Origin of the sequence: Candidatus Centipeda massiliensis (assembly GCF_900290285.1) — a bacterium.
Lineage (GTDB): Bacteria > Bacillota > Negativicutes > Selenomonadales > Selenomonadaceae > Centipeda > Centipeda massiliensis.
Map to the genome: position 1 here is coordinate 317,012 of NZ_LT985756.1, position 19,396 is coordinate 336,407.

Here is a 19,396-nt window from a genome sequence, read left to right on the forward strand (position 1 = left end):
GCAACGATAGAAATGGAGGTTTTCTTTATGAAGACATTGATTATCGCCGCGCATCCGAACCTCGAAGAGTCCGTCATTAACAAGCGATGGCTGACAGAGCTGCGCAAACATCCTGACCTCTGTACGATCCACACGCTTGCCGCGTGCTATCCCGATGGTCGGATTGATGTGGAGCGCGAGCATCGGCTCATTGAGGAACACGGCGGTCTGGTCTTCCAGTTCCCGATCTACTAGTTCTCCTGCCCGCCGCTGCTCAAAACATGGTTCGACGAGGTGCTGACGCACGGCTGGGCGTACGGAAGAAACGGCGGGGATAAGCTGGAGGGGCGCAAGGTCGCACTCGCGGTCACAACGGGCGTACGTGCGGAGGACTACAGCATCGACGGACGATACCACTATACGATTGCGCAGCTGCTCACCCCGTTTGTATGGCGAAGCACGCCATGCTCGGCGAGCAGATATAGAATCGCCATCTTGTACTTGCCGCCAATCAGGGACAGCGTGTAGTGAAATCCCGTCTGCACGACCTCCGTCCCCTGCGGCACACAGCTTCCATGCTCCATAAAAATCCTCCCCAAGCCTTTCATAACCATAAGAAGAGCCGCCCTCTCTGCAAATTCGGGCGGCTCTTTTCATTTCGGATGCAGAACCTTGTTCATTATAGGGCAGGAAGACCGTATCCGTCAAGCTTGACGGAGCTTACTTCACACCCGCTCCATCAAGCGCTGTGCGGACACTCTTCTGTGCACGGCGGAGTTTTTCCATCTCCTCATCCGCAAGGCGCACTTCAAATGACCGCACGATGCCATCCTGAGCGATCATGCGCGGGATGGAGAGTGCGACATCCTTCATGCCGTACTCACCGTTCATAACGGCGGCGCAGGGCAGGATTGTATGCTCGTTGTAGAGAATCGCCTTGATGAAGCGGCAGGCGACCATCGCGATGCCCGTATTTGTAAAGCCCTTGAGATTAATGACATCGTACGCGGCTTGGATCAGTCCCTGCTCGACATCATGGCGGTTGAGTTTTTTCTCAAAATGGAAATACTCGTCGAGATGGTCGATGCCAAGCCCCGCGCAGTTGACAGTCGACCACGCGACAAAGGCATCGTTGCCGTGCTCACCGAGCACATAGCCGTGGATGTTCTTCGGATCCATCGCATAGTGCTCGGCGAGGATGTAGCGGAAGCGGTACGTCTCAAGCATTGTGCCCGTACCGAGGATCTTCGCGCGCGGATAGTCGAACTCGGTCGAGACAACGTAGGTCGCAACATCGAGCGGGTTCGTAATCATGATGACCATGGCGTCCTTCGTGTATTTCACGATCTCGGAGAAGATGGAGCGCATGATCTTCGTATTCGTGCTCGCGAGCTTCAGGCGATCAGGCGTCTCGCCCGGCAGGATGGAGGGTCCCGCCGTGATGACGATGAACGCCGCATCGCGGCAGTCCTCGTACGTCCCCGGATGAATCTTGATGTTCGTGCAGTACGGTGAGGACATGGCATGACTGGTATCCAGTGCCTCGCCGCGCGCGCGATCCATGTCGAGATCGATCAGTGCGATCTCCGAGGCAAGCTGGAAGTCCGCGATCTTGTTGAGCACGGCAGAGCCGACGTTGCTCGTTCCGATGATGACAACTTTTCCCCTGTTGACTGACATGACGATTACCCCCTAAAAATGCAAAAAAGTCCAAACGCTATGGTATGCGCTCGGACACTATGAACTCATGACGAACTGTGTGGAAGACAGCCATTTCATGATGGATTGCACTTCTTTTCGATAGAACAGTTCCCGCAGGATCTCCTGCCTCATCATAGTAACACCACAGGGAATCATTGTCAATGGATTTTTCACGGAGTTTGTCGTGTATACAGGATGGTTTTTATTGTCGATGGTCAATATGAAGCGACAGTTCACAGACAAATATTTTCGTGCTATAGGAATCGCTGATAAAATGAAGTCTGTCAGATTGGTACAGATTTTCCGTCCGATCAAGGAGACAAACCTAACGCTGCAAAGGCTATGTGGAGGATTTGTCGACACAGAGCGGGCGGAAAAGATGTGCCAAGATGGCAGTGCTGAATTTATCAGTGCTTCCTATAATACACGCAGGTGTTGTCACGAGCGGTAGGCGGTTAGTCTCCTCAAGAGAGGGGGCGATACTTGTGACTCTGTACGATTTTTTGTCGTTTATCTTCCTTGTAACGATCTGTATCGTAGCCTTGAGACCATAAGAATACCCGCCTGCAGTCTCCAACTCTAGGCGGGGTTCTTATAAACCACGTTTGATGAGGGGCTGACCGTTTACCGGCAACACCTTTTTTCTATGCTTATTATACGATTTTAGCGTGGGTTCGTCAACCCTTCTCCGACGCTGCGTTGTAGACATCCTTGAGCAAGGTCTCCTTGCGCAGGCTGCGGCATTTGCACGCGCTCTCCTCAGCGGGGACGCTGCGGATCGTCGCGAGCAGGATGTCGCCGATCATGGGGGCATCGTCGTAGAAAATCTGCGTAAGCGTGTCGTGTGACCACGGGCGGATGCCCTCGCCGTAGTTGACAACAAAGTACAGCCCCGCATAGCACGCGCCAATCTCGCGCGCGAGATAGACCTCAGGTGCAAGGCTCTGCCCGACGATGTCCGCGTGCCCCTTCAGCATGGCGATCTCGGCGGGGCTCTCAAAATGCCGCCCGTCTGTGACGGCATAAATGCCGCGGTCAAAGATACGCCCCGTATAGCGTTTCTTTGTCTCCGCAATGAGCGTCGTACGAAGTTCCGAGCAGAGTGCATCGCGCATCACAAGCAAATAGCGCCCGTCGAGCATGACATCCTTGCGTACGGACAAATCGAGATAATCGTCAGGGATAAGGAAGTCGCGCGGGTCAAGCAGGGGGTTCACCGTCCCCACGCCGCCCTCGGAGAGGATACGCCGCACGCCCGCCTCCCGCAGTACCCAGAACACCTGCCGCGACGCATCCGCACGCGTCACACCGCTGCGCCAGCCGTGCATACGGCAGGTCAGCACGCGCCGCCCCGCAACGGAGAACAGGCGGAATGCGGGACTCTCGCCATACGGCGTTGCGAAGTGCAGCCCGTCCGCAAGGATCTCCACATCGTCCGCCATCGACGCACGCGGGAAGTCGCTCGACAGCGTCCCCGAGCCGCCGATGATGGCGTAACCCGCCGCAGGAACCTGTTGCTCTGCCATACTAAAACCTCCGTATCACGCGATACTGCGTGTCGCGCTGCGCCGGCTCTCTGCCCGCGCCGCGGATCAGATCAATCATCTTCTTAATCGACATATTGTACCGCGTCCCCGCCGCACGCACGACATTCTCCTCGAGCATGATGCTCCCGAGGTCGTCCGCGCCGAAGCCAAGCGTCAGCTGTCCGATGCGCTCGCCCTGCGTGACCCACGATCCCTGTATGTGTGCAACATTGTCCATGTAAAGACGCGTGACAGCAAGTGTCCGCATATAGTCCCAACTCGAAGTCTTTTCCCCGCCGAGTGCGGTATTGCCCGGCTGAAACGTCCATGTGATGAACGCGCGGAATCCGCCCGTCTCCTCCTGCAAACGACGGATATGCTCCATGTGCTCCACGCGCTCCGCCATCGTCTCGCCGAAGCCGATCACCATGGTCGCCGTGGACTCCATGCCGATCTTGTGCGCCGTACGCATGACGCGCAGCCAGTCCTCCGTCATGATCTTCTTCGGTGCAATGAGCTTTCGCACACGATCCACAAGGATCTCCGCACCGCCGCCGGGGAGCGAGGCAAGCCCCGCATCCTGCAGACGACGCAGCGTGTCCTCAATCGTAATGCCCTCCTTTTCGGCAAAGTACAGAATCTCCGTCGCAGTAAACGAATGAATCACGATGGAGGGATAGCGGTCACGGATCGCACGCAGCATATCTTCATAGTAGGAAAGCGGCAAATCGGGGTGAATGCCGCCCTGAATCATGACCTGTGTGCCGCCCGCCGCCGCCGTCTCGCCGACCTTTGCGAGAATCTCCTCCATCGGCAGGAGGTAGCCATCCTCCGCGCCCACCTTCGTATAGAACGCGCAGAAGCGGCACTCGTTCACGCAGATATTCGTGTAGTTGATGTTGCGGTCGACGATGAACGTCACCGTATCGCCGAACCGCCGCCGCCGCTCCGCATCCGCCGCGCGTCCGAGGTCGATGGGGTCGCCGCTCGTGAGGAGGTCTGTCGCCTCCCGCTCTGAGATTCTCATGCGCCCTCCCCCACCGCAATCGGCTGATAGAATGTGTCGCGCTCCACAGGCACATAACCCGCCTCGCGAATCATCGCATCCAGTTCGCGCCGCGTGATGCCCGTCTGCGTCTGTGCACCCGCCGCATGAATGATCTTCTCCTCACCGATGGTGCCGTCGAGATCATCCGCGCCAAAGCCAAGGGCAAGCTGCGCAATGGGCTGCGTCAGCATGACCCAGAACGCCTTGAAATGCGCGACGTTATCGAGCACAAGGCGCGAGAGTGCAAGCATCTTCATATCCTCCCACGAGCCGACGCGCATGAGTTTCTTCTCCGCGCCGAGCGCCGTGTTCTCGGGATGAAACGGAAAGAGCATGAAGGCCTGAAAGCCACCCGTCTCGTCCTGCAGGTCGCGCAGGGCAAGCAGATGGTCAATGCGCTCCTCGACCGTCTCGATGTGTCCGTACATCATGGACGCATTTGTGCGGATGCCGAGTTCGTGCGCCGTACGCATACAGTCGAGCCACTCCGCACGCGTCGCCTTGTTCGGGCAGATGATTTCACGGACGCGATCGGAGAGGATCTCCGCGCCGCCGCCGGGAAGGGACGACAGCCCTGCCTCCTGCAGGGTGCGCAGGATGTCACGAACGGACGTCCCCTCCGTCTTTGCAAAGTTCACAACCTCCACGGGCGTGAATGCCTTGATATCCGCATGGGGAAGCGCCGCACGCACCTGCCGCACCACGCCCTTATAGTAGGAGAAGGGACGGTCAGGATGCAGCGCGCTCACGATGTGAATCTCCGTGAGGCGCGGTGTTTTTTTCGCCAGTTCCAGCACGCGAGCCACATCATCCGTTTCCATAATATAGCCGCGCGCATCACCCTGCTCCACTTGGAACGCGCAGAGCGGGCAGTTCGCGCTGCATATATTCGTGAGGTTGATGTGGCGGTTCACCGTATAGTAAACGTTCTTCCCGCTCGCTCGCTCCTTCGCCGCACGCGCCCACGCGGCGAGCGCGAGGAGGTCGTTGTCCTCATAGAGGGCGAGCGCATCCTCCCTCGTCAGCCGCGCCCCGCGCTCGGCGGCGGCACGGGCTTTCTTTCGATCACTCATGTACGATATTCTCTCCTTACAACACTCCCGCAAGTGTACCAAATGCGGCGGGATTTTGCAAATTCTCCGCGCTTGCACACCCGTGTTGCTTTGTGCTAGGATAGCAGAACTACAAAAAGGAGGATGTTCCGTGGCGCAGCTATCCCAGCCCATCACCTACCGCACACTGCTCGCGTTCGCCGTGCCGATGATCGTGTCACAGCTCTTTATGAATGTGAACTTCATCGTCGACGGCTTCTTTGTGGCGCACGCTGTCGGGACGGACGGGTTGTCGGCGATCAACATCGTCATGCCGTTCATCCCGCTCACGATCGTACTCGCGACCATGCTCGGCACGGGCGGCAGTGCCCTTGTCGCGGCACAGCTCGGCGCGGGCGAAAATCGCCATGCACGCGAAAATTTTTCCCTGCTTGTCCTCGTCTGCGTCATTCTCAGCACGATGATTGCTGTGCTCGGCATGACCTTCCTGCGCCCGATTCTCTACTTCTTCGGCGCGGACGATGCGCTCTATCCGCTCTGCGCTGTGTACGCCGTTCCGCTCTTCGTCTCGACACCGCTCACGATGGCAGGGCTGATCCTTGACATCTTCCTCGTTGCGGCAGGGCAGCCGCGTCTCGCGATGCTCTCCTCCTTCGTCGGCGGCATTGTCAATATGGTGCTCGACTACATCCTCCTCTTTGTCCTCGGCTGGGGACTGGAGGGAGCATCCATCGCCACAGCAACGGGCTACTCCATCTCCGCATTCGTAGGACTTTACTACTTCGCCATTCATCGGCGCGGCACACTGCGGTTCGTACGTCCCGTCTGGCGGCTGCGTGCCGTCCTCTCCGCGATGGGCAACGGCTCAAGTGAGATGGTGATGCAGCTCTCGATGAGCCTCATCATGATCGTCATGAACAACACGATAATGCGGCTTGCGGGCGCGGACGGCGTGGCGGCAATCGCCATCTCCGAGTACATCTCCGGGCTGCTCACGGGCATCTACATGGGCTATGCCGAGGGCGTCGCACCTCTGGCGAGCTTCAACTACGGCAAACGCGACACGCACGCCCTGCGCGGAATCCTGCGCCGCAGTCTCACGCTCATCGCCGCGTTCTCCCTCTTTACCACCTGCCTCAGCATCCTCATCGCCGCGCCGATCACAGGCATCTTCGCCGCCGCGGGCACGCACGTCTACGGACTCGCCGTACACGGCTTCCGCATCCACGCGACCGCCTTTCTCTTCCTCGGATTCAGCATGTACGGCTCATCGTTCTTCACCGCGCTCGGCGACGGGCGCACCTCCGCCCTGCTCTCCGTCTGGGACACACTCGTATGTCTGCTCGGCTTCCTGCTCCTCCTGCCGTACATCTTCGGCGTGGACGGCGTATTCATGGCGACGCCTGCCGCAGACTTCCTCGGCGCATCGCTTACATTCCTCCTGCTCTGGAACAAACGAAAGAAATACGGATATCTGTAGAGCGTACTGCCTTGACCCGCGTCAAGGCAGGTCTTGTTGCACAACTTTACCCGAAAGACCTATTGAAGCCGTAATACATCTATACTATCATAAAACAGATGAATATTCCCACAACAGAAATCACGGAAAGGAGCCGATCATGACGCTTCCCTACCAGTGCCCTGACTGCGGCACGGAGCTCGGCTATAAGGGGCTCTGCTGGCGGTGCAGGACAGCGGCGAATCGCCGTGCGGCACTCGCATGGACGCCCGAGGAGGTCGCGGCAAAGGAACAGGAGATCATCGCGCAGATCGAGGATGTCCCCGATGATTTCTGGTATCTGCTCTGCTGTCGCGGACGGCTCGTGCCGGAGATCCCACGCGCGGCACTTGCGGCACGTTCCTTCTGGCCATCGGCACTCTACTATCATGCACCGACGGATGTACGGGACGGACTGATCGCGGCACTGATGGAGACGGATGTCGCACATGAGGCAAACGAGCTTATGATGTGCCTCGGTATGCAGGGAGATGACCAATCCCTTGCGGCACTCCTCGCACTCGAACGTGCACCGCGCCCGTGGCGCGGGAAGCTGCACGTTGATCCCGCAGTCTATGCGCAGTGCGGCGGCTGGACGTTCGACGCAGAGGGGTGGCGCCGCACGCTGAACTTTGACACCTGCTATACGCTGGTGCATGCCGCATCGGAGGAGGAGCTTACCCGCTCGCCCGTCCGCATTGCCCGACCGCGGGAGGAGAACTGCCCGCACTGCGGCAGCCGCATGGCGGATATGCTCGTACTGGACGGGCGGGATGCGCGTCTGCACTTTCTCGGCATCGACGGCATTCTCACAGCGACCTGTTGTCCGAACTGCGTTTCGTATGAGGGACCGAGACTGAGCCGCTATACGCTCGACGGCGGCAGCGAGGTGCTTTCCTGCGAGAATGCAGGTGATACCATGTATATCGAAGAGGAGCTTGTCAGGATTTTTGAAAACGATCTCATCCTCGGCGAGACACCTGTTCCGCTTTTCTACGGCGCACGCTTCGAGGATGTCTGCACGCTCGGCGGCTTTGCGCTCTGGTGGCAGGACTGGGAATACACAACCTGCCCCGACTGCGGGCAGACGATGAAGTATCTCATGCAGATTCATTGGGATGCGCTGACGGACTATATGGAGGGCACGCTCTACATTGAGTTCTGCCCCGACTGCCGCATCGTCTCCATGCAGCACCAGCAGACCTGAGGAAACACTATGCGTGAAAAAGACTGTGCCGCACTCGAAAAAAAATGCCGTGCGCTGATCAAGCATCTCTGCCGTGAACAGATCATCCCATCCGATCGGATCGATATGAACACAGACCTTGCGCAGATGATCGTGCTGCTCCGACAGACGCTCCAAGATACCTACCCGAAGACAAAATGTAAACGCATGATGAAAAGCATCCACTATGCCAACGCGTTCGCCGACGAAGCGCTCAAACAGTGTGCTTTTCTGCTGGATGACATCGAACAGTATCTCGCACGGAACCATTTCTTAGACCATGACCGTTCCGTGGCATTCTTCAATCAAACGATCACGGCGGACGGATTTGCCGTCACACCAACCACTCTTGTGGAGACGATGCTGGACAGTCTTCTGCGCAGCAGGAACAAAGGATAACGGAAAAGGAGCCCCCTGATGCAAAACGGTTACACACCCAAGGACTTCGACAATCGCGTGATGGACAAGGCAACGTGGCATCTCGATAGTCTGCGCAAAAAGAAGCTGCCCGTGGACGAGATCACGGCGTACAACCACATCGCGATCTATCTGCGCTGGTGCATCGAGCACGAGCTGATGGCGGAGTGGTTTGTCCGTCAATATGGGGAAACCATCCGTGCCGTCTGCGAATATCCCGCCGAAACGGATCTGCGCTCCTTTCTCCGCGACGAACTGCACGGCGTTCTCAGGCGCGGCTTTTTCAGCGTGGAGGGCAAGGCATTTGCGCAGTATTACTACGACGGCGAGGCTCCCTCCTTCCCCTCGGACATCGACAATTATGCCCTCTCCTACTTTGGGCCTTCGCGTTACCACTCGAACGAGTTCAAACAGGAGGCTTACCTCTTTGTCCCATTCGATGAAAACTACTATGCGGCAATGGCGCGCCTCATCGCACAGCGATGGGACGCATGGAAGAGGAACACTCCCAAGACGAAAGAAGAGCGCCCACTGCGTAAAAATACAAAACCGGATGTGCGCACAGTTGCACTCATGCGCTATCTTGGCTGTGACTGCACATATTTCCCGCCGATGACAGACGATGATCCGATCACGGCGGCATACAGCTACGCCCGTCGGCTCGGCGTACGCGAAGGCTATGTTCCCCTCCTCATCGTCCCGAGCGATACGCTGTGGGAGATTCTGACGATGAATGCAGAAGCGGAGCGCGGGGACTTTGAGGACTACGATTTCGATGCCAAAGCGGTGGACGCATATCGCAAGAAAATCCTTGCACAGCCCATCGGGGACGGTACATCGATCCTGACGGAACGGCTCGGCGCGCGCTTCGAACTGAGCCGAGAGGAGGCACCGGACGATATGGAGGGAGAGGAGTGCCGTGAGACCGACCACTTTATCAGCTATTGGGACTACGAGACGCAGAAAACACAGCCGATGATTCTCGCCAAGCTCCCTATTCAGCATCCGTGGACGGTGTTTGCGTATCTGCCGTTCGGCGGGTGGAACGACTGTCCCGACACCGCCGCGCTGATGGCGGTATCGAAGTACTGGCACGAACGGCACGGCGCAGTGCCCGCCGTCCTCACATACGAGACGCTTGAGTACAGCGTGCCCGCGCCCGTGCCACAGGAGAGCGCATTACAGCTTGCACAGGAGCAGTATGCCTTCTGTGCCGACATTGTCGAGCAGGGTGCGCCCGGCATGACCGTCACGCGTCTCGCGCGCGATCTGAGGCAGTCAAACATCTGGTATTTCTGGTGGGACTAAGGAAGTAGAGGAGTTTTTCATGACCCTGCTCGAACAGTGCCAACGCTGGCACGAGAACAACGAATTTCAGAAGATCATCGCAGAGATCGAGGCACTCCCCAACGAGGAGCGCACGCCGGAACTGGACAGCGAATTGGCGCGCGCCTACAACAATGCGGCGAGCGCAGAGGATCGCGCGTACTTTGAAAAGGCGATCGGGCTCCTCGCACCGCATGCGGATTATTTCGCGGGCGACCACCTCTGGAACTTCCGCATGGGCTATGCCTACTATTACCTCGACCGTGAGGACTGCGCCCTCCCCTACTTCGAGGCGGCACTTGCCGCTCTCCCGGACGATGCGGACACGATGCAGATGATCGATGCCTGCCAAAAGCGGCTGCGTATCATCCACGCCGCACGAAAACCTCTGCTCTCCTCTGCGGCGATCAAGAAGCTTGAGGCGATGGACGACGGCTCGACGGGCTATTTCTACAAGATGCTGCACTATCTGGAGTCCTACATCAAGAACGGAACAATCAAGGGGAATTTTACACGCGAGGAGGCACGCGCCAATCTCGATATCGCGCTGTGGTATGCGTACGCGTGCAACAATATTGATGCCTACGAGTACTACTACCGTACAACGCAGTGGATGCCGGCGGCAGCGGCAAATGCAAAAGGCTGTGGGACATACTACTATCGCTACGCCGTCGCGCTCATGTACTGCGGACGACTGAACGATGCGCTGTGCACGGCAGAAAGGGGCGTATGTGAGGAGCCGGACTACCCGTGGACGTATCTGCAGCTCGGAAAACTACGCAGCCATTTCGGCGACCGTGACGGAGCGCGTGAGGCGGTGCAGAAAGGGCTTGCGCTCGTGCCGGACGATCATGAATTCCTGACGCTTGCGCGTGAGATCGAGGAGGGTGCGACCATCGAGCAGATGTCCTACCACTGGATTGATCCCACGTTTGATGAGGAGCTGCAGGAGGCGGCTGCATCGGGAGAAACACTGGGGCTGCGTGACGGCGTGGATGCCGATGGAGAAATGTACGATAAGCAGCGCGCCATCGCCTGCATGACGGTAAATGAGGCGGGGCTTGCGTATTTCCGCCAGCTTTTCCGTCCCGATCCGAAGAACTACGAGCGAAACGCGCCCTATTGCAGCTTCGACTATCCCGTGGGCGATACATCCGTGCGGCTCGTCTTTCACATGAACGAGGCAGGGCTGTCGAAGCGCAGCCCCGCATGGCTGTGCACGCAGAAGGAACGCCTCGACGACGGGCGCTGGCTGAGCCGCGTCGACGAGAGGGGCACGGGGGCACTGAGCGCAGTGCATTTTGAGCTGGACAATCAGGTCACGCTCGCGTACCAGTACCCGTGGCAGGAGAAGTGCGTCTACATTCCATTGGATGAGGACGGGAATCCGAGGGCTGAGGAGTAGAGTTTACTGCATACGAAAAAGGAGGCGCACGCCTCCTTTTTTGATGTTAGCTATCGTATGGAGTGGGTTCTGCTGTAATCTCAAACGGAATACGCCGGTCTCGTACGACCTTTACCGCAAACATCGTGAACGCATCAGCCATAGTCAGCCCCATCTTGCGGCAGGTTTCCTCCATGTTCCGCTTGAGATCCGCGTCCATTGAAAAACGGAGCATTTCGTCTGCCATATAAAATCCCCCTTCTTCATAGTCCCAGTTCCTCCTCAATCAGCACCAGCTCCATCGGGCGGTAGCTCATCTTCTTGTAGTGAATGGTGAGGGCGTTGCAGATGCGCTCAAGTGCCGCGCAGTCATAGCAGCGCGTGCCGTCCTTCGCGCAGGGCGTTTTCTTGCCCTTGCGGTGCGCGTTGCGCGGGGCGGCGATGCGGTGAATGCGATCGATGCCCGCCGCGATGTCGGGGACGAGCTTGTTGATGCCGACGACGAAGTAGGTCTTTTCATGCCCGAAGAGCGAGCCCGCGACACGGTTGCCCGCACCATCCATGTTGAGGATCTGCCCCTCTTCCGTGATGGCGTTCGCCGAGAGCAGGAACACATCTGTCATCAGTGCCTCGCGCCCTGCGGCGAGAAACGCTTCGATGCCGCCGACGTGCCCCGCGCGCGGCGGGTCGATTACCTCGTTGTGCTCACTCAGACGCTCATAGAGTGAAAGTGCCCGCAGCGTCTCGGAGTCGCCGAAGCCGACGCGCTTGCCGCGAATCTCGGCGGAGAGATAGTCCGCCGCCGCTGTGCGCTCCGCGAACCGCGAGACATCGTAGCGATTTTGGCGAAATGCCTCCACCGTGCGCACAATGCGCTCCTCATAAGCCGTGTCGGACATTGTTCCCACCTCCTTCGCATAGCCCTTGATGCCAACGTGTCACGAAGCGAACCCGTTCCCTCTCAATACGTCTCGATGATATTAAAATTCGAGTCGCACGCAGCAGGTGTGCGCCCGATCTCACGGATCACACGGATGATGTGATCCTCCGAGAGTGCGCGGGGGCTCTTCGCGCCCGCATCGTGGAGAATCGTCTCCTTGTGCACCGTGCCGTCGATGTCGTTCGCACCGAAGCAGAGCGCGACCTGCGCCACGGGTACGGTCAGCATCACCCAGTACGCCTTGATGTTGCGGAAATTGTCGAGCATCAGACGCGAGATCGCAATCGTCCGCAGATCGTCCCACATCGTCGTCTGCCGCACCGTCCGCCCCAGCTCCGTATGCGACGGCAGGAACGGGAACGGGATAAACGTCTGAAAGCCGCCCGTCTCATCCTGCAGCTCGCGCAGACGCAGGAGATGCTCGACGCGCTCCGCGATGGTTTCGATGTGCCCGTAGAGCATGGACGCATTCGTCTTGATCCCAAGTTCGTGCGCCGTTCGGTGCGTTGCGAGCCACTCGTCCGCCGTCGCCTTGTTTGGGCAGAGTTCATCGCGCACGCGATCCGTCAGTATCTCCGCACCCCCGCCCGCAATCGACTGCAGCCCCGCCGCACGCAGCCGCAGGAGCACCTCGCGCACCGTGCGCCCCGAACTCTTTGCAAAATGCGTGATCTCCACGCCCGTAAACCCCTTCAGATAGAGCGAGGGGAATGCCTCGTGCAGAGCTTTCAGCCGCTCCAAATAGTCCTCAAATGTCCACGCGGGGTGCAGCCCGCTCACCACGTGCAGCCCCGCCAGATGTGGGTCGCGCATCGCATCCGCGACGTGCGCCACCGCCTCCTCCACGCTCATCTCGTACGCGCCCGCATCCTCCGCGTCGCGCCCGAACGCACAGAACTTGCAGTGTGCGAGACAGATATTCGTGAGGTTCACATGACAGTTCACGTTATAGTAGACGATGTCGCCGCACTTCTCCTGCCGCACGCGGTCAGCGAGCGCACCAATCCATGCAATATCGCGGCACGCAAAGAGCCGCAGCCCATCCTCCCGTGTCAGCCGCTCACCATTCTCTATTTTCTTCTCAATCTCCAAGTATTCGCTATGCAATCTCTCTTCTCCTAAAATATATGATGGATTAGGATGTTCGACATACAGGGCGCATTTTCCTGCCATACATGACAAAGGAGCAGACCGCAGCCTGCTCCTTTGTCGTATATCCACTTACTTCTTCGGCGTAATCGCAAGCGCGCGCACGGGCAGTCCCGTTGCTCCCTCAATGTTCGGCCATGCGAGGAAGAGAAGCGCGCCCGCAGGCGCAACACGGTCAAGATTCGTCAGCACCTCGACCTGCAGCTTGCCCTGATCCAAGAGATAGCGCTCGCACGCGAGGTCGCCCGCCTTTGCCGCCTCTGCCGAGGCGTCCGTGTCGAGTGTCTCATGCCCGCTCGCCGCTGCATTGCGCGTTTCGTAGATGTACTTCAGCGCATCCATCGACCAGCCGGGGAAGTTCTCGCTGCCGTCCTCCGCCGTGCCGGAGATCGCGTCCATGTCCGGCCAGTGGCGGCTCCACCCCGTGTAGAGTGCGACGAACGCCCCATCTGGGATCGCGCCGTATTTCGCCTCGTACGCCTTGATGTCCTCCACCGTCACCGCATAGTGCACATCGTGCGCGACCTGCTCCGTCACGTCGATCACGCACAGCGGATAGAGCATGTGCTGCGCCCCGTAGGACTCAGCGAGCGGACGGTTGCGTACAAAATGCCCCGGGAAGTCGATGTGCGTCCCAAACTGCCCCGGGAACTTGAACGTCTGGATCAGGCAGTCGAGCATCGGATTGCCCCAGTCAAAGCACGTCTTTGAGAGCTCCACCGAACCCTCGGGGATCCCCGCCCAGCATGGGCTGTCATTGTTCAGCGGGTGCGTCAGATCCACCCACTCATACGCATCCGACTTCAGCTCCTCCAGTGCGTTCCACAGCTGATATCCCATATCCCCATCTCCTTTATTCTATAGCCCAATTTATATGTTATATGGCTGTAACAAATGTCAGAAAGCCTAAAATCACACCAATGAAATTCGGGACGATAAGGATAAAATCCTTTTTTGGCTCTTTCGTCCATCCATAAATAACCCAAATTAAACAGGAAATCGAAGCGGTAAGAGGCTGCCACGGTTGAGCCTTTACCCCTTCTAAATTAGCGATAATTTGAGGAATATAGGTGATAAACACAAAAACACCGATAAACGCTCCGATTGAACCCACGATAAGATTGATTTTCTTTTTTTCCATAAATTACCTCCATTTTTATATAACTTACATGTTTAATATATTATCATAGGCCTTGCATTTTTTCAAATTAAATTCTTTTATGGCGTTGACAATCTTCTGAAGTTTGACTATACTAAAGATAGTTAAGGAGGATTCAGCGGCAGCCTGATTCAGGACAGGCAGCCCCTCGTATGATCCGTAAGCATACGGGCAGAGTTCTCCGGAGTTTCCACAGTGTTGACCGACGGTTGTTGGAGAGGGAGTCGGCTATGCAGCTTCGCTGGCTGAGCGAAGGGCGCATGGCAGGTGTTCCCGGATGGACTGGGAGGAGATTCCGATGGGTCATTGAGTGGCCGCAGGGTGTCCGCACAGGTGGATCGAGTCTCAGCGCGCGATGAGACGGTGTGTCAGAAAAGGTGCGGCAAGGAGGATGCGGCAGCCCGAAGAGGACGGGCACAGGGACGTACAAAGCGCGCATCAGAAGATTGTTTTCCCACGAGTGGAGTTGTGGCGTGTGCGCTGCTGTACGTCAAGGTAGTTTCTCAGCGTTTTGGAGGAAAGTTCCTCATCTCGTGCTAGCCGGGGCGAGGAATGAAGCGAAGACCGTTTGGATGCAAGAGAGTTACCTATCACTTCCCGTATTTTCCTCAGACCGCCGACAGGTGACGAGAAAGCCTGTCGGCGGTTTTGTATTGTATACATGATGTTCGATACGTTTAGGAAGCACTGATAAATGCAGCCGCGCAATCTTAGGCGCATCTTTTTTGCCCGCACGACGTCCGCGATCCTCCACATAGCTTTTGCAGCGTTAGGTTTGCCTCCTTGTTCGTACGAAAAATCTACGCCAATCTGCAGGACTGTTTTATCAGCGATTCCTTTACATTCTGTATTTCTATGTTATAATATTTTCGTTATTTTTTCTTCATCTAGGTAAAGGACAGGTGGTTATCGCATGAAAGATTCGCACAACGAGTTCATGCAGCACGAGTTGAGACTTCCCGAGCTCACCGTGCGCGGCATGCTGCTCGGCGCGATCCTCACGATCATCTTCACGGCCTCGAACGTCTACCTTGGGCTCAAGGTTGGACTGACATTCTCGTCGGCGATCCCGGCGGCGGTCATCTCGATGGCGGTGCTCAAGATGGCGAAGGACGCGAACATCCTTGAGAACAACATGGTGCAGACGCAGGCATCGGCAGCGGGTACGCTGTCCGCAATCATCTTCATCATCCCCGGTATGCTCATGATCGGCTACTGGCAGGGCTTTGAGTTCTGGCAGACGCTCATCGTCTCGGCGTGCGGCGGCTGTCTCGGCGTGCTCTTCACGATCCCGCTGCGCCGCGCGATGGTCGTGCACAGCGACCTCGCATACCCTGAGGGCGTTGCCGCCGCAGAGATCCTAAAGGTCGGCAGCCACACGAAGGACGACGGCAAGTCCGAGTCCGGCATCAAGGAAATCCTCTCAGGCAGCGTAGTCGCGGGTGTCATTGCTTTTCTCACGAACGGTCTGCAGGTTCTCGGCAGTTCCCTCTCGGCGTGGTTCCACGTCGGGCGCGGCATGACGCAGCTGCCGCTCGGCTACTCCACCGCGCTCGTGGGTGCGGGCTACCTCATCGGCATTGCGAGCGGACTTGCCATGCTGACGGGAATCGCTATCGCATGGGCGGGATTCGTTCCCTACTTCACCATGACAGAGATGCTGCCCGACGGCATGACCATGCAGAAATTTGCGGGCACTGTCTATCAACAGAAGGTGCGCCTCATCGGCGCAGGTGCGATGGGCGTCGCTGCGATCTGGACGCTCATCACACTGGCTCGCCCCGTCATCGACGGGGTGAAGGAAGCAATCGCAGGGGCACGTATGGATGATACGGAAAAAGACATCCACCGCATGGATACGGACATGACGATGCGCAGCATCATGCTCGTCTTCGGCGTGACCGTTATCGGACTGCTCGGCATTTTCTACGTCTTTGTCTCGCCCGAGCACATCCCGCCAAGCCAAAAACTTATCTTCACCATTGTCGGTGTCGGCGTTGCCGTTCTCATGGGCTTCTTCGTCGCCGCCGCCTGTGCCTATATGGCGGGACTGGTCGGCACGTCCTCCAGCCCGATCTCCGGCATCGGCATTCTCGGCATCATCGTCGCCTCGCTCATCATGTACTCCCTCTGCGCCTCGTTCGGCATCTTTGAACTGCCCGGCGGAGAGAAGTTCGCGACGGCGACCGCCATCTTTACCACCTCGATCATCCTCGCGATTGCGTGTATCTCGAACGACAATATGCAGGATCTCAAGACGGGCTGGCTCGTCGGAGCAACGCCGTGGCGCCAGCAGGTAGCACTCCTCATCGGCTGTGTGGTCGGTGCGCTCGTCATCGCGCCCGTGCTGAACCTCCTCTACGAGGCGTACGGCTTCCCCGGTGCGATGCCGCGCGCGGGCATGGATCCCGCACAGGCACTCTCCGCACCGCAGGCGGTGCTCATGACCACCATCGCACAAGGCATCTTCTCCAGCAAACTTGCATGGGAGTATATCTACATCGGCATCGGGCTCGGCGTGGTGCTCGTCCTCATCGACCTCTTCCTCAAGCGCACGACGCGCAGTCTCTGTCTGCCGCCGCTCGCCGTCGGCATGGGCATCTATCTCCCGCCCGTCATCCAGACGCCGCTCGTTGTCGGCGCGATCCTCGGTTACTTCCTCAACCGCCGCCTGCGCAACAGCGGCGGCTCGAACGCCGAGGCAGCAGGTCTTAGGCGCGGCACACTCTTCGCCTCGGGGCTCATCGTCGGTGAGTCCATCGTCGGCGTTCTGCTCGCAGGGGTTATCGTCGTCTCCGTTTCAAACGGCGGCGGCGAGGCACCGCTCTCCATCGCCCCCGAGGGCTTTGCCGACACTGCCGAGATGCTCGGTCTCCTCGTCTTCCTCGGCATCCTCGGCCTCTTCAGCAAGGTTGTTCTGAGCGGAAAGAAATCCGCGTAACTCCATACAACACGACAACACGCCGGCAGAAATGTCGGCGTGTTCTTGTATAAAATAAATGTATTATGTGTTACAATACCCCCACAGGTCAAATTTCTGCACATACGTCCACAGTCGTCTCAGACCAAAGGAGGCTGCCATGCACCTATTGTTTCGCACGCTCCTCGCCGTGCTCGCCCTTCTCTGCTGCGCCCTGTCCACGGTGAGTGCAGGACCCGCGCCCGCACTCACGCGTGTCGAGCCCATCGCACTCTGGGCGGAGGCGACCTCCCCCGTTGCGGTAGAAGCGGACTATCCGAACCGCCTGCCCGAGGGCACGGTGTTCCGTGGGGAGAATCTTTTCATTAAGACACGCTTTATCGGCTATCCTGCGTGGAACTTGCTGACCTATCGGAGCGGGTCGGAGACGGGGCGCATACTGGACTACAGGGAAGTCGCGCGCACACCGCTCACGGACGATCTGCGCGTGATCGTCGGGTATGAGCAGATCGTCAGCATTCCGTTTGCAGAGATCGGCACAGCGGAGATCGACCTCTGCATTGCCGCTGCCGATGCGGGGAGCGGCGCACCGAGCCATGCCGTTGTCCGAGGAGTACAGACAGAGAAGTAGTATGTAGGGATTGAGGGAAAAACATGAACATGAGGGATGAATTCGAGCGCATCATGCGGGAGCAGCGCGAGATCGCACTCGCGACGACAACGGACGGGCTGCCGCACGTGCGCATCGTGAACTTCTACTATGCGCCCAAGGAACGCTGTGTCTACTTCGCCACGTTCAAGGACAATGAAAAGGTCGTCGAACTCGCGGCGAATCCGAACACCGCCTTTACCACTGTCCCACACAACGACACGAACGAACACGTCCGCGCGAGCGGCAGAGCCGTCAAGTCTGCGCACACCGTCTACGACCTCGCGCCACTCTTTGCGGCGAAGATCCCGCGCTATCAGGAGACCATCGATGCCGTCGGCGACGACCTCATCCTCTACGAGATCACGGTCGATATGGCGGTCGTCACCGTGGACATGAGGCACATCGAGCACATCCGGCTCTGAAACGAACAGCAAACGGGGCAGGCGTACGAAGTTTTACCGCTTCGCACGCCTGCCCCGCTTTAATTTCACTTATTTGCGTTTCTGCGGATGCAGCTTATCATTTTGCGTCCCGGGATGCGGATTGCGGAAATTCTTCGGATGCTTCCCGTCAGGATAACGAATCTCCTCCAATCGAAGGAATCGGTTAAACTTTATAAGGGCACCGTCCGTCGAGTACTCGGGCACATTCTCAAGGAGCTGCAGCCCCCACTCGTCCGCGCCCATCTCCTGACTGAGCGACATCTTGCGCTCCCAGAGCGTATCCACGAGGTTGATCCCGATCTGCCGCGCCGTCATCGCAGAGGCAGAGCCGCCGAGTGCACCGAGAATATTCGAGACGATGTTCAGCCCGTACTGCTTGTCATAGCTCTCAAGATGATCCTTGCCCGCCCAGTGCCCGAACTCGTGCGCCATGACAAACGCGACCGCAGAGGTACTGTAAATGTGTATCCCGTTGAGGGGACGCATACGGTAGTAGCTGATGTAACCGTCGTTCTGATAGGTGTCCATAAAATTTACCATCGAGTCCGCCATATAGCCGTACCCGCCGGGGAGCATAAACGCATTGGGAACGTCACTGTGGTACATCTTCATCGGCGCGAGCCAGCGTTTGTGCACGCCATCCTTCCAGTTGAGGTGTTCGGGGTTCGACGCGATCAGACGCTGCTGGATCGTGATGAGATCATCATCCATCGCAACATCGTTCTTCTCCTCATAACGCTCCACCGCCGCCCTGCCGATCTCGTGCTCCTCCGCGCTCGTCATAAAATGCGCCGCTGCAGAGGAAACGAATGGTGCTGGCTGCACCGCAGCACACAGGGACATGCCGAATGCAAGCCCCACGGCAAGCATACACTTCTTTTTCGTATTCATTCCACACAACTCCTTTGTAAACATCCTCCCTCTCCGTAGGGAGGTTTTTTGATGCTGCCCCGCGCCCCTTGCCGCACTCCTTTCCT

General features: G+C 58.0%; 18 protein-coding genes and 3 pseudogenes. 10 read left to right on the top strand and 11 right to left on the bottom strand.

The window, feature by feature from the left end; translation table 11 throughout:
- Positions 1-27 precede the first annotated feature (27 nt).
- Positions 28-366: pseudogene (locus tag C8273_RS10095) on the top strand (NAD(P)H-dependent oxidoreductase); the annotation flags it as partial.
- Positions 367-395: 29 nt separating this feature from the next.
- Here C8273_RS10095 and C8273_RS10100 read toward each other — a convergent pair.
- On the bottom strand, positions 396-563 hold the full coding sequence (locus tag C8273_RS10100) for a hypothetical protein (RefSeq protein WP_234344034.1): 168 nt from the start codon (positions 561-563) through the stop codon (positions 396-398).
- Positions 564-699: 136 nt separating this feature from the next.
- The gene (locus C8273_RS10105) at positions 700-1,659 is read right to left on the bottom strand and encodes an L-lactate dehydrogenase (protein WP_106627572.1); all 960 of its coding nucleotides are present in this window, start codon (positions 1,657-1,659) and stop codon (positions 700-702) included.
- 295 nt (positions 1,660-1,954) lie between these two features.
- Between C8273_RS10105 and C8273_RS13250 the strand changes: the two are divergent.
- Positions 1,955-2,099, top strand: a pseudogene (locus C8273_RS13250) (ABC transporter substrate-binding protein); the annotation flags it as partial.
- A gap of 258 nt (positions 2,100-2,357) precedes the next feature.
- On the opposite strand, the gene C8273_RS10115 reads toward C8273_RS13250, so the two are convergent.
- The 3 genes from C8273_RS10115 to mqnE (C8273_RS10125) are packed head-to-tail and all read right to left on the bottom strand — an operon-like array spanning position 2,358 to position 5,327.
- The gene (locus C8273_RS10115) at positions 2,358-3,206 is read right to left on the bottom strand and encodes an MTAP family purine nucleoside phosphorylase (protein ID WP_106627573.1); all 849 of its coding nucleotides are present in this window, start codon (positions 3,204-3,206) and stop codon (positions 2,358-2,360) included.
- Between the two features lies 1 nt (position 3,207).
- Positions 3,208-4,233, bottom strand: a complete 1,026-nt coding sequence (mqnC, locus tag C8273_RS10120) for a cyclic dehypoxanthinyl futalosine synthase (RefSeq protein WP_106627574.1) — start codon at positions 4,231-4,233, stop codon at positions 3,208-3,210.
- Positions 4,230-5,327, bottom strand: a complete 1,098-nt coding sequence (mqnE, locus tag C8273_RS10125) for an aminofutalosine synthase MqnE (RefSeq protein WP_106627575.1) — start codon at positions 5,325-5,327, stop codon at positions 4,230-4,232. The genes mqnC and mqnE (C8273_RS10125) overlap by 4 nt, the downstream gene beginning before the upstream one ends.
- Before the next feature lie 130 nt (positions 5,328-5,457).
- Here mqnE (C8273_RS10125) and C8273_RS10130 point away from each other — a divergent pair, with 130 nt between their 5' ends.
- The 5 genes and pseudogenes from C8273_RS10130 (at position 5,458) to C8273_RS10150 (ending at position 11,177) form a co-directional block, all read left to right on the top strand.
- Entirely contained in the window at positions 5,458-6,786 is a 1,329-nt protein-coding gene (locus C8273_RS10130) for an MATE family efflux transporter (RefSeq protein WP_106627576.1), read from the top strand.
- Between the two features lie 139 nt (positions 6,787-6,925).
- Positions 6,926-8,011, top strand: coding sequence for a hypothetical protein (locus C8273_RS10135; RefSeq protein ID WP_106627577.1), 1,086 nt, complete (start codon positions 6,926-6,928; stop codon positions 8,009-8,011).
- Positions 8,012-8,020: 9 nt separating this feature from the next.
- Positions 8,021-8,428: a hypothetical protein gene (locus C8273_RS10140; RefSeq protein WP_106627578.1), complete on the top strand. Its 408-nt coding sequence runs from the start codon at positions 8,021-8,023 to the stop codon at positions 8,426-8,428.
- Between the two features lie 42 nt (positions 8,429-8,470).
- A pseudogene (locus tag C8273_RS10145) lies at positions 8,471-9,754 on the top strand (DUF4253 domain-containing protein); the annotation flags it as partial.
- A gap of 19 nt (positions 9,755-9,773) precedes the next feature.
- Positions 9,774-11,177, top strand: a complete 1,404-nt coding sequence (locus C8273_RS10150) for a tetratricopeptide repeat protein (RefSeq protein ID WP_106627580.1) — start codon at positions 9,774-9,776, stop codon at positions 11,175-11,177.
- Positions 11,178-11,223: 46 nt separating this feature from the next.
- On the opposite strand, the gene C8273_RS10155 is transcribed toward C8273_RS10150, so the two are convergent.
- From C8273_RS10155 to C8273_RS10175, 5 genes are all read right to left on the bottom strand, one after another.
- Positions 11,224-11,403, bottom strand: a complete 180-nt coding sequence (locus tag C8273_RS10155) for a type II toxin-antitoxin system RelB/DinJ family antitoxin (RefSeq protein ID WP_106627581.1) — start codon at positions 11,401-11,403, stop codon at positions 11,224-11,226.
- Between the two features lie 16 nt (positions 11,404-11,419).
- Positions 11,420-12,055 (bottom strand): LUD domain-containing protein, encoded by a 636-nt coding sequence (locus C8273_RS10160; protein ID WP_106627582.1) that lies wholly within the window; start codon positions 12,053-12,055, stop codon positions 11,420-11,422.
- 62 nt (positions 12,056-12,117) lie between these two features.
- On the bottom strand, positions 12,118-13,203 hold the full coding sequence (mqnE, locus tag C8273_RS10165; protein WP_106627583.1) for an aminofutalosine synthase MqnE: 1,086 nt from the start codon (positions 13,201-13,203) through the stop codon (positions 12,118-12,120).
- A 114-nt stretch (positions 13,204-13,317) separates the two neighbouring features.
- Positions 13,318-14,085 carry a cyclase family protein gene (locus C8273_RS10170; RefSeq protein ID WP_106627584.1) on the bottom strand — a complete coding sequence of 256 codons (768 nt, stop codon included), beginning with the start codon at positions 14,083-14,085 and terminating at the stop codon, positions 13,318-13,320.
- A gap of 37 nt (positions 14,086-14,122) precedes the next feature.
- Positions 14,123-14,386: a SemiSWEET family transporter gene (locus tag C8273_RS10175; RefSeq protein ID WP_106627585.1), complete on the bottom strand. Its 264-nt coding sequence runs from the start codon at positions 14,384-14,386 to the stop codon at positions 14,123-14,125.
- Between the two features lie 931 nt (positions 14,387-15,317).
- On the opposite strand from C8273_RS10175, the gene C8273_RS10180 reads away from it, so the two are divergent.
- From C8273_RS10180 to C8273_RS10190, 3 genes are all read left to right on the top strand, one after another.
- Complete coding sequence (locus tag C8273_RS10180; protein WP_106627586.1) at positions 15,318-17,345, top strand: OPT family oligopeptide transporter; 2,028 nt, start codon at positions 15,318-15,320, stop codon at positions 17,343-17,345.
- A 139-nt stretch (positions 17,346-17,484) separates the two neighbouring features.
- A complete protein-coding gene (locus C8273_RS10185) occupies positions 17,485-17,955 on the top strand; it encodes a hypothetical protein (protein WP_106627587.1) in 471 nt (156 codons plus the stop codon).
- 23 nt (positions 17,956-17,978) lie between these two features.
- Complete coding sequence (locus C8273_RS10190) at positions 17,979-18,398, top strand: pyridoxamine 5'-phosphate oxidase family protein (RefSeq protein ID WP_106627588.1); 420 nt, start codon at positions 17,979-17,981, stop codon at positions 18,396-18,398.
- 69 nt (positions 18,399-18,467) lie between these two features.
- Here the strand turns inward: C8273_RS10190 and C8273_RS10195 are convergent, their stop codons facing one another.
- Positions 18,468-19,310: a M48 family metalloprotease gene (locus C8273_RS10195; RefSeq protein ID WP_234344009.1), complete on the bottom strand. Its 843-nt coding sequence runs from the start codon at positions 19,308-19,310 to the stop codon at positions 18,468-18,470.
- Positions 19,311-19,396 lie beyond the last annotated feature (86 nt).

Coding starts and splice junctions, on each gene's coding strand:
- C8273_RS10175 (WP_106627585.1), bottom strand. CDS start 14,386: ATGGAAAAAAAGAAAATCAATCTTATCGTGGGTTCAATCGGAGCGTTT.
- C8273_RS10180 (WP_106627586.1), top strand. CDS start 15,318: ATGAAAGATTCGCACAACGAGTTCATGCAGCACGAGTTGAGACTTCCC.
- C8273_RS10195 (WP_234344009.1), bottom strand. CDS start 19,310: ATGAATACGAAAAAGAAGTGTATGCTTGCCGTGGGGCTTGCATTCGGC.
- C8273_RS10185 (WP_106627587.1), top strand. CDS start 17,485: ATGCACCTATTGTTTCGCACGCTCCTCGCCGTGCTCGCCCTTCTCTGC.
- C8273_RS10155 (WP_106627581.1), bottom strand. CDS start 11,403: ATGGCAGACGAAATGCTCCGTTTTTCAATGGACGCGGATCTCAAGCGG.
- mqnE (WP_106627575.1), bottom strand. CDS start 5,327: ATGAGTGATCGAAAGAAAGCCCGTGCCGCCGCCGAGCGCGGGGCGCGG.
- mqnC (WP_106627574.1), bottom strand. CDS start 4,233: ATGAGAATCTCAGAGCGGGAGGCGACAGACCTCCTCACGAGCGGCGAC.
- C8273_RS10115 (WP_106627573.1), bottom strand. CDS start 3,206: ATGGCAGAGCAACAGGTTCCTGCGGCGGGTTACGCCATCATCGGCGGC.
- C8273_RS10170 (WP_106627584.1), bottom strand. CDS start 14,085: ATGGGATATCAGCTGTGGAACGCACTGGAGGAGCTGAAGTCGGATGCG.
- C8273_RS10135 (WP_106627577.1), top strand. CDS start 6,926: ATGACGCTTCCCTACCAGTGCCCTGACTGCGGCACGGAGCTCGGCTAT.
- C8273_RS10100 (WP_234344034.1), bottom strand. CDS start 563: ATGGAGCATGGAAGCTGTGTGCCGCAGGGGACGGAGGTCGTGCAGACG.
- C8273_RS10190 (WP_106627588.1), top strand. CDS start 17,979: ATGAACATGAGGGATGAATTCGAGCGCATCATGCGGGAGCAGCGCGAG.
- C8273_RS10140 (WP_106627578.1), top strand. CDS start 8,021: ATGCGTGAAAAAGACTGTGCCGCACTCGAAAAAAAATGCCGTGCGCTG.
- C8273_RS10150 (WP_106627580.1), top strand. CDS start 9,774: ATGACCCTGCTCGAACAGTGCCAACGCTGGCACGAGAACAACGAATTT.
- C8273_RS10105 (WP_106627572.1), bottom strand. CDS start 1,659: ATGTCAGTCAACAGGGGAAAAGTTGTCATCATCGGAACGAGCAACGTC.
- C8273_RS10160 (WP_106627582.1), bottom strand. CDS start 12,055: ATGTCCGACACGGCTTATGAGGAGCGCATTGTGCGCACGGTGGAGGCA.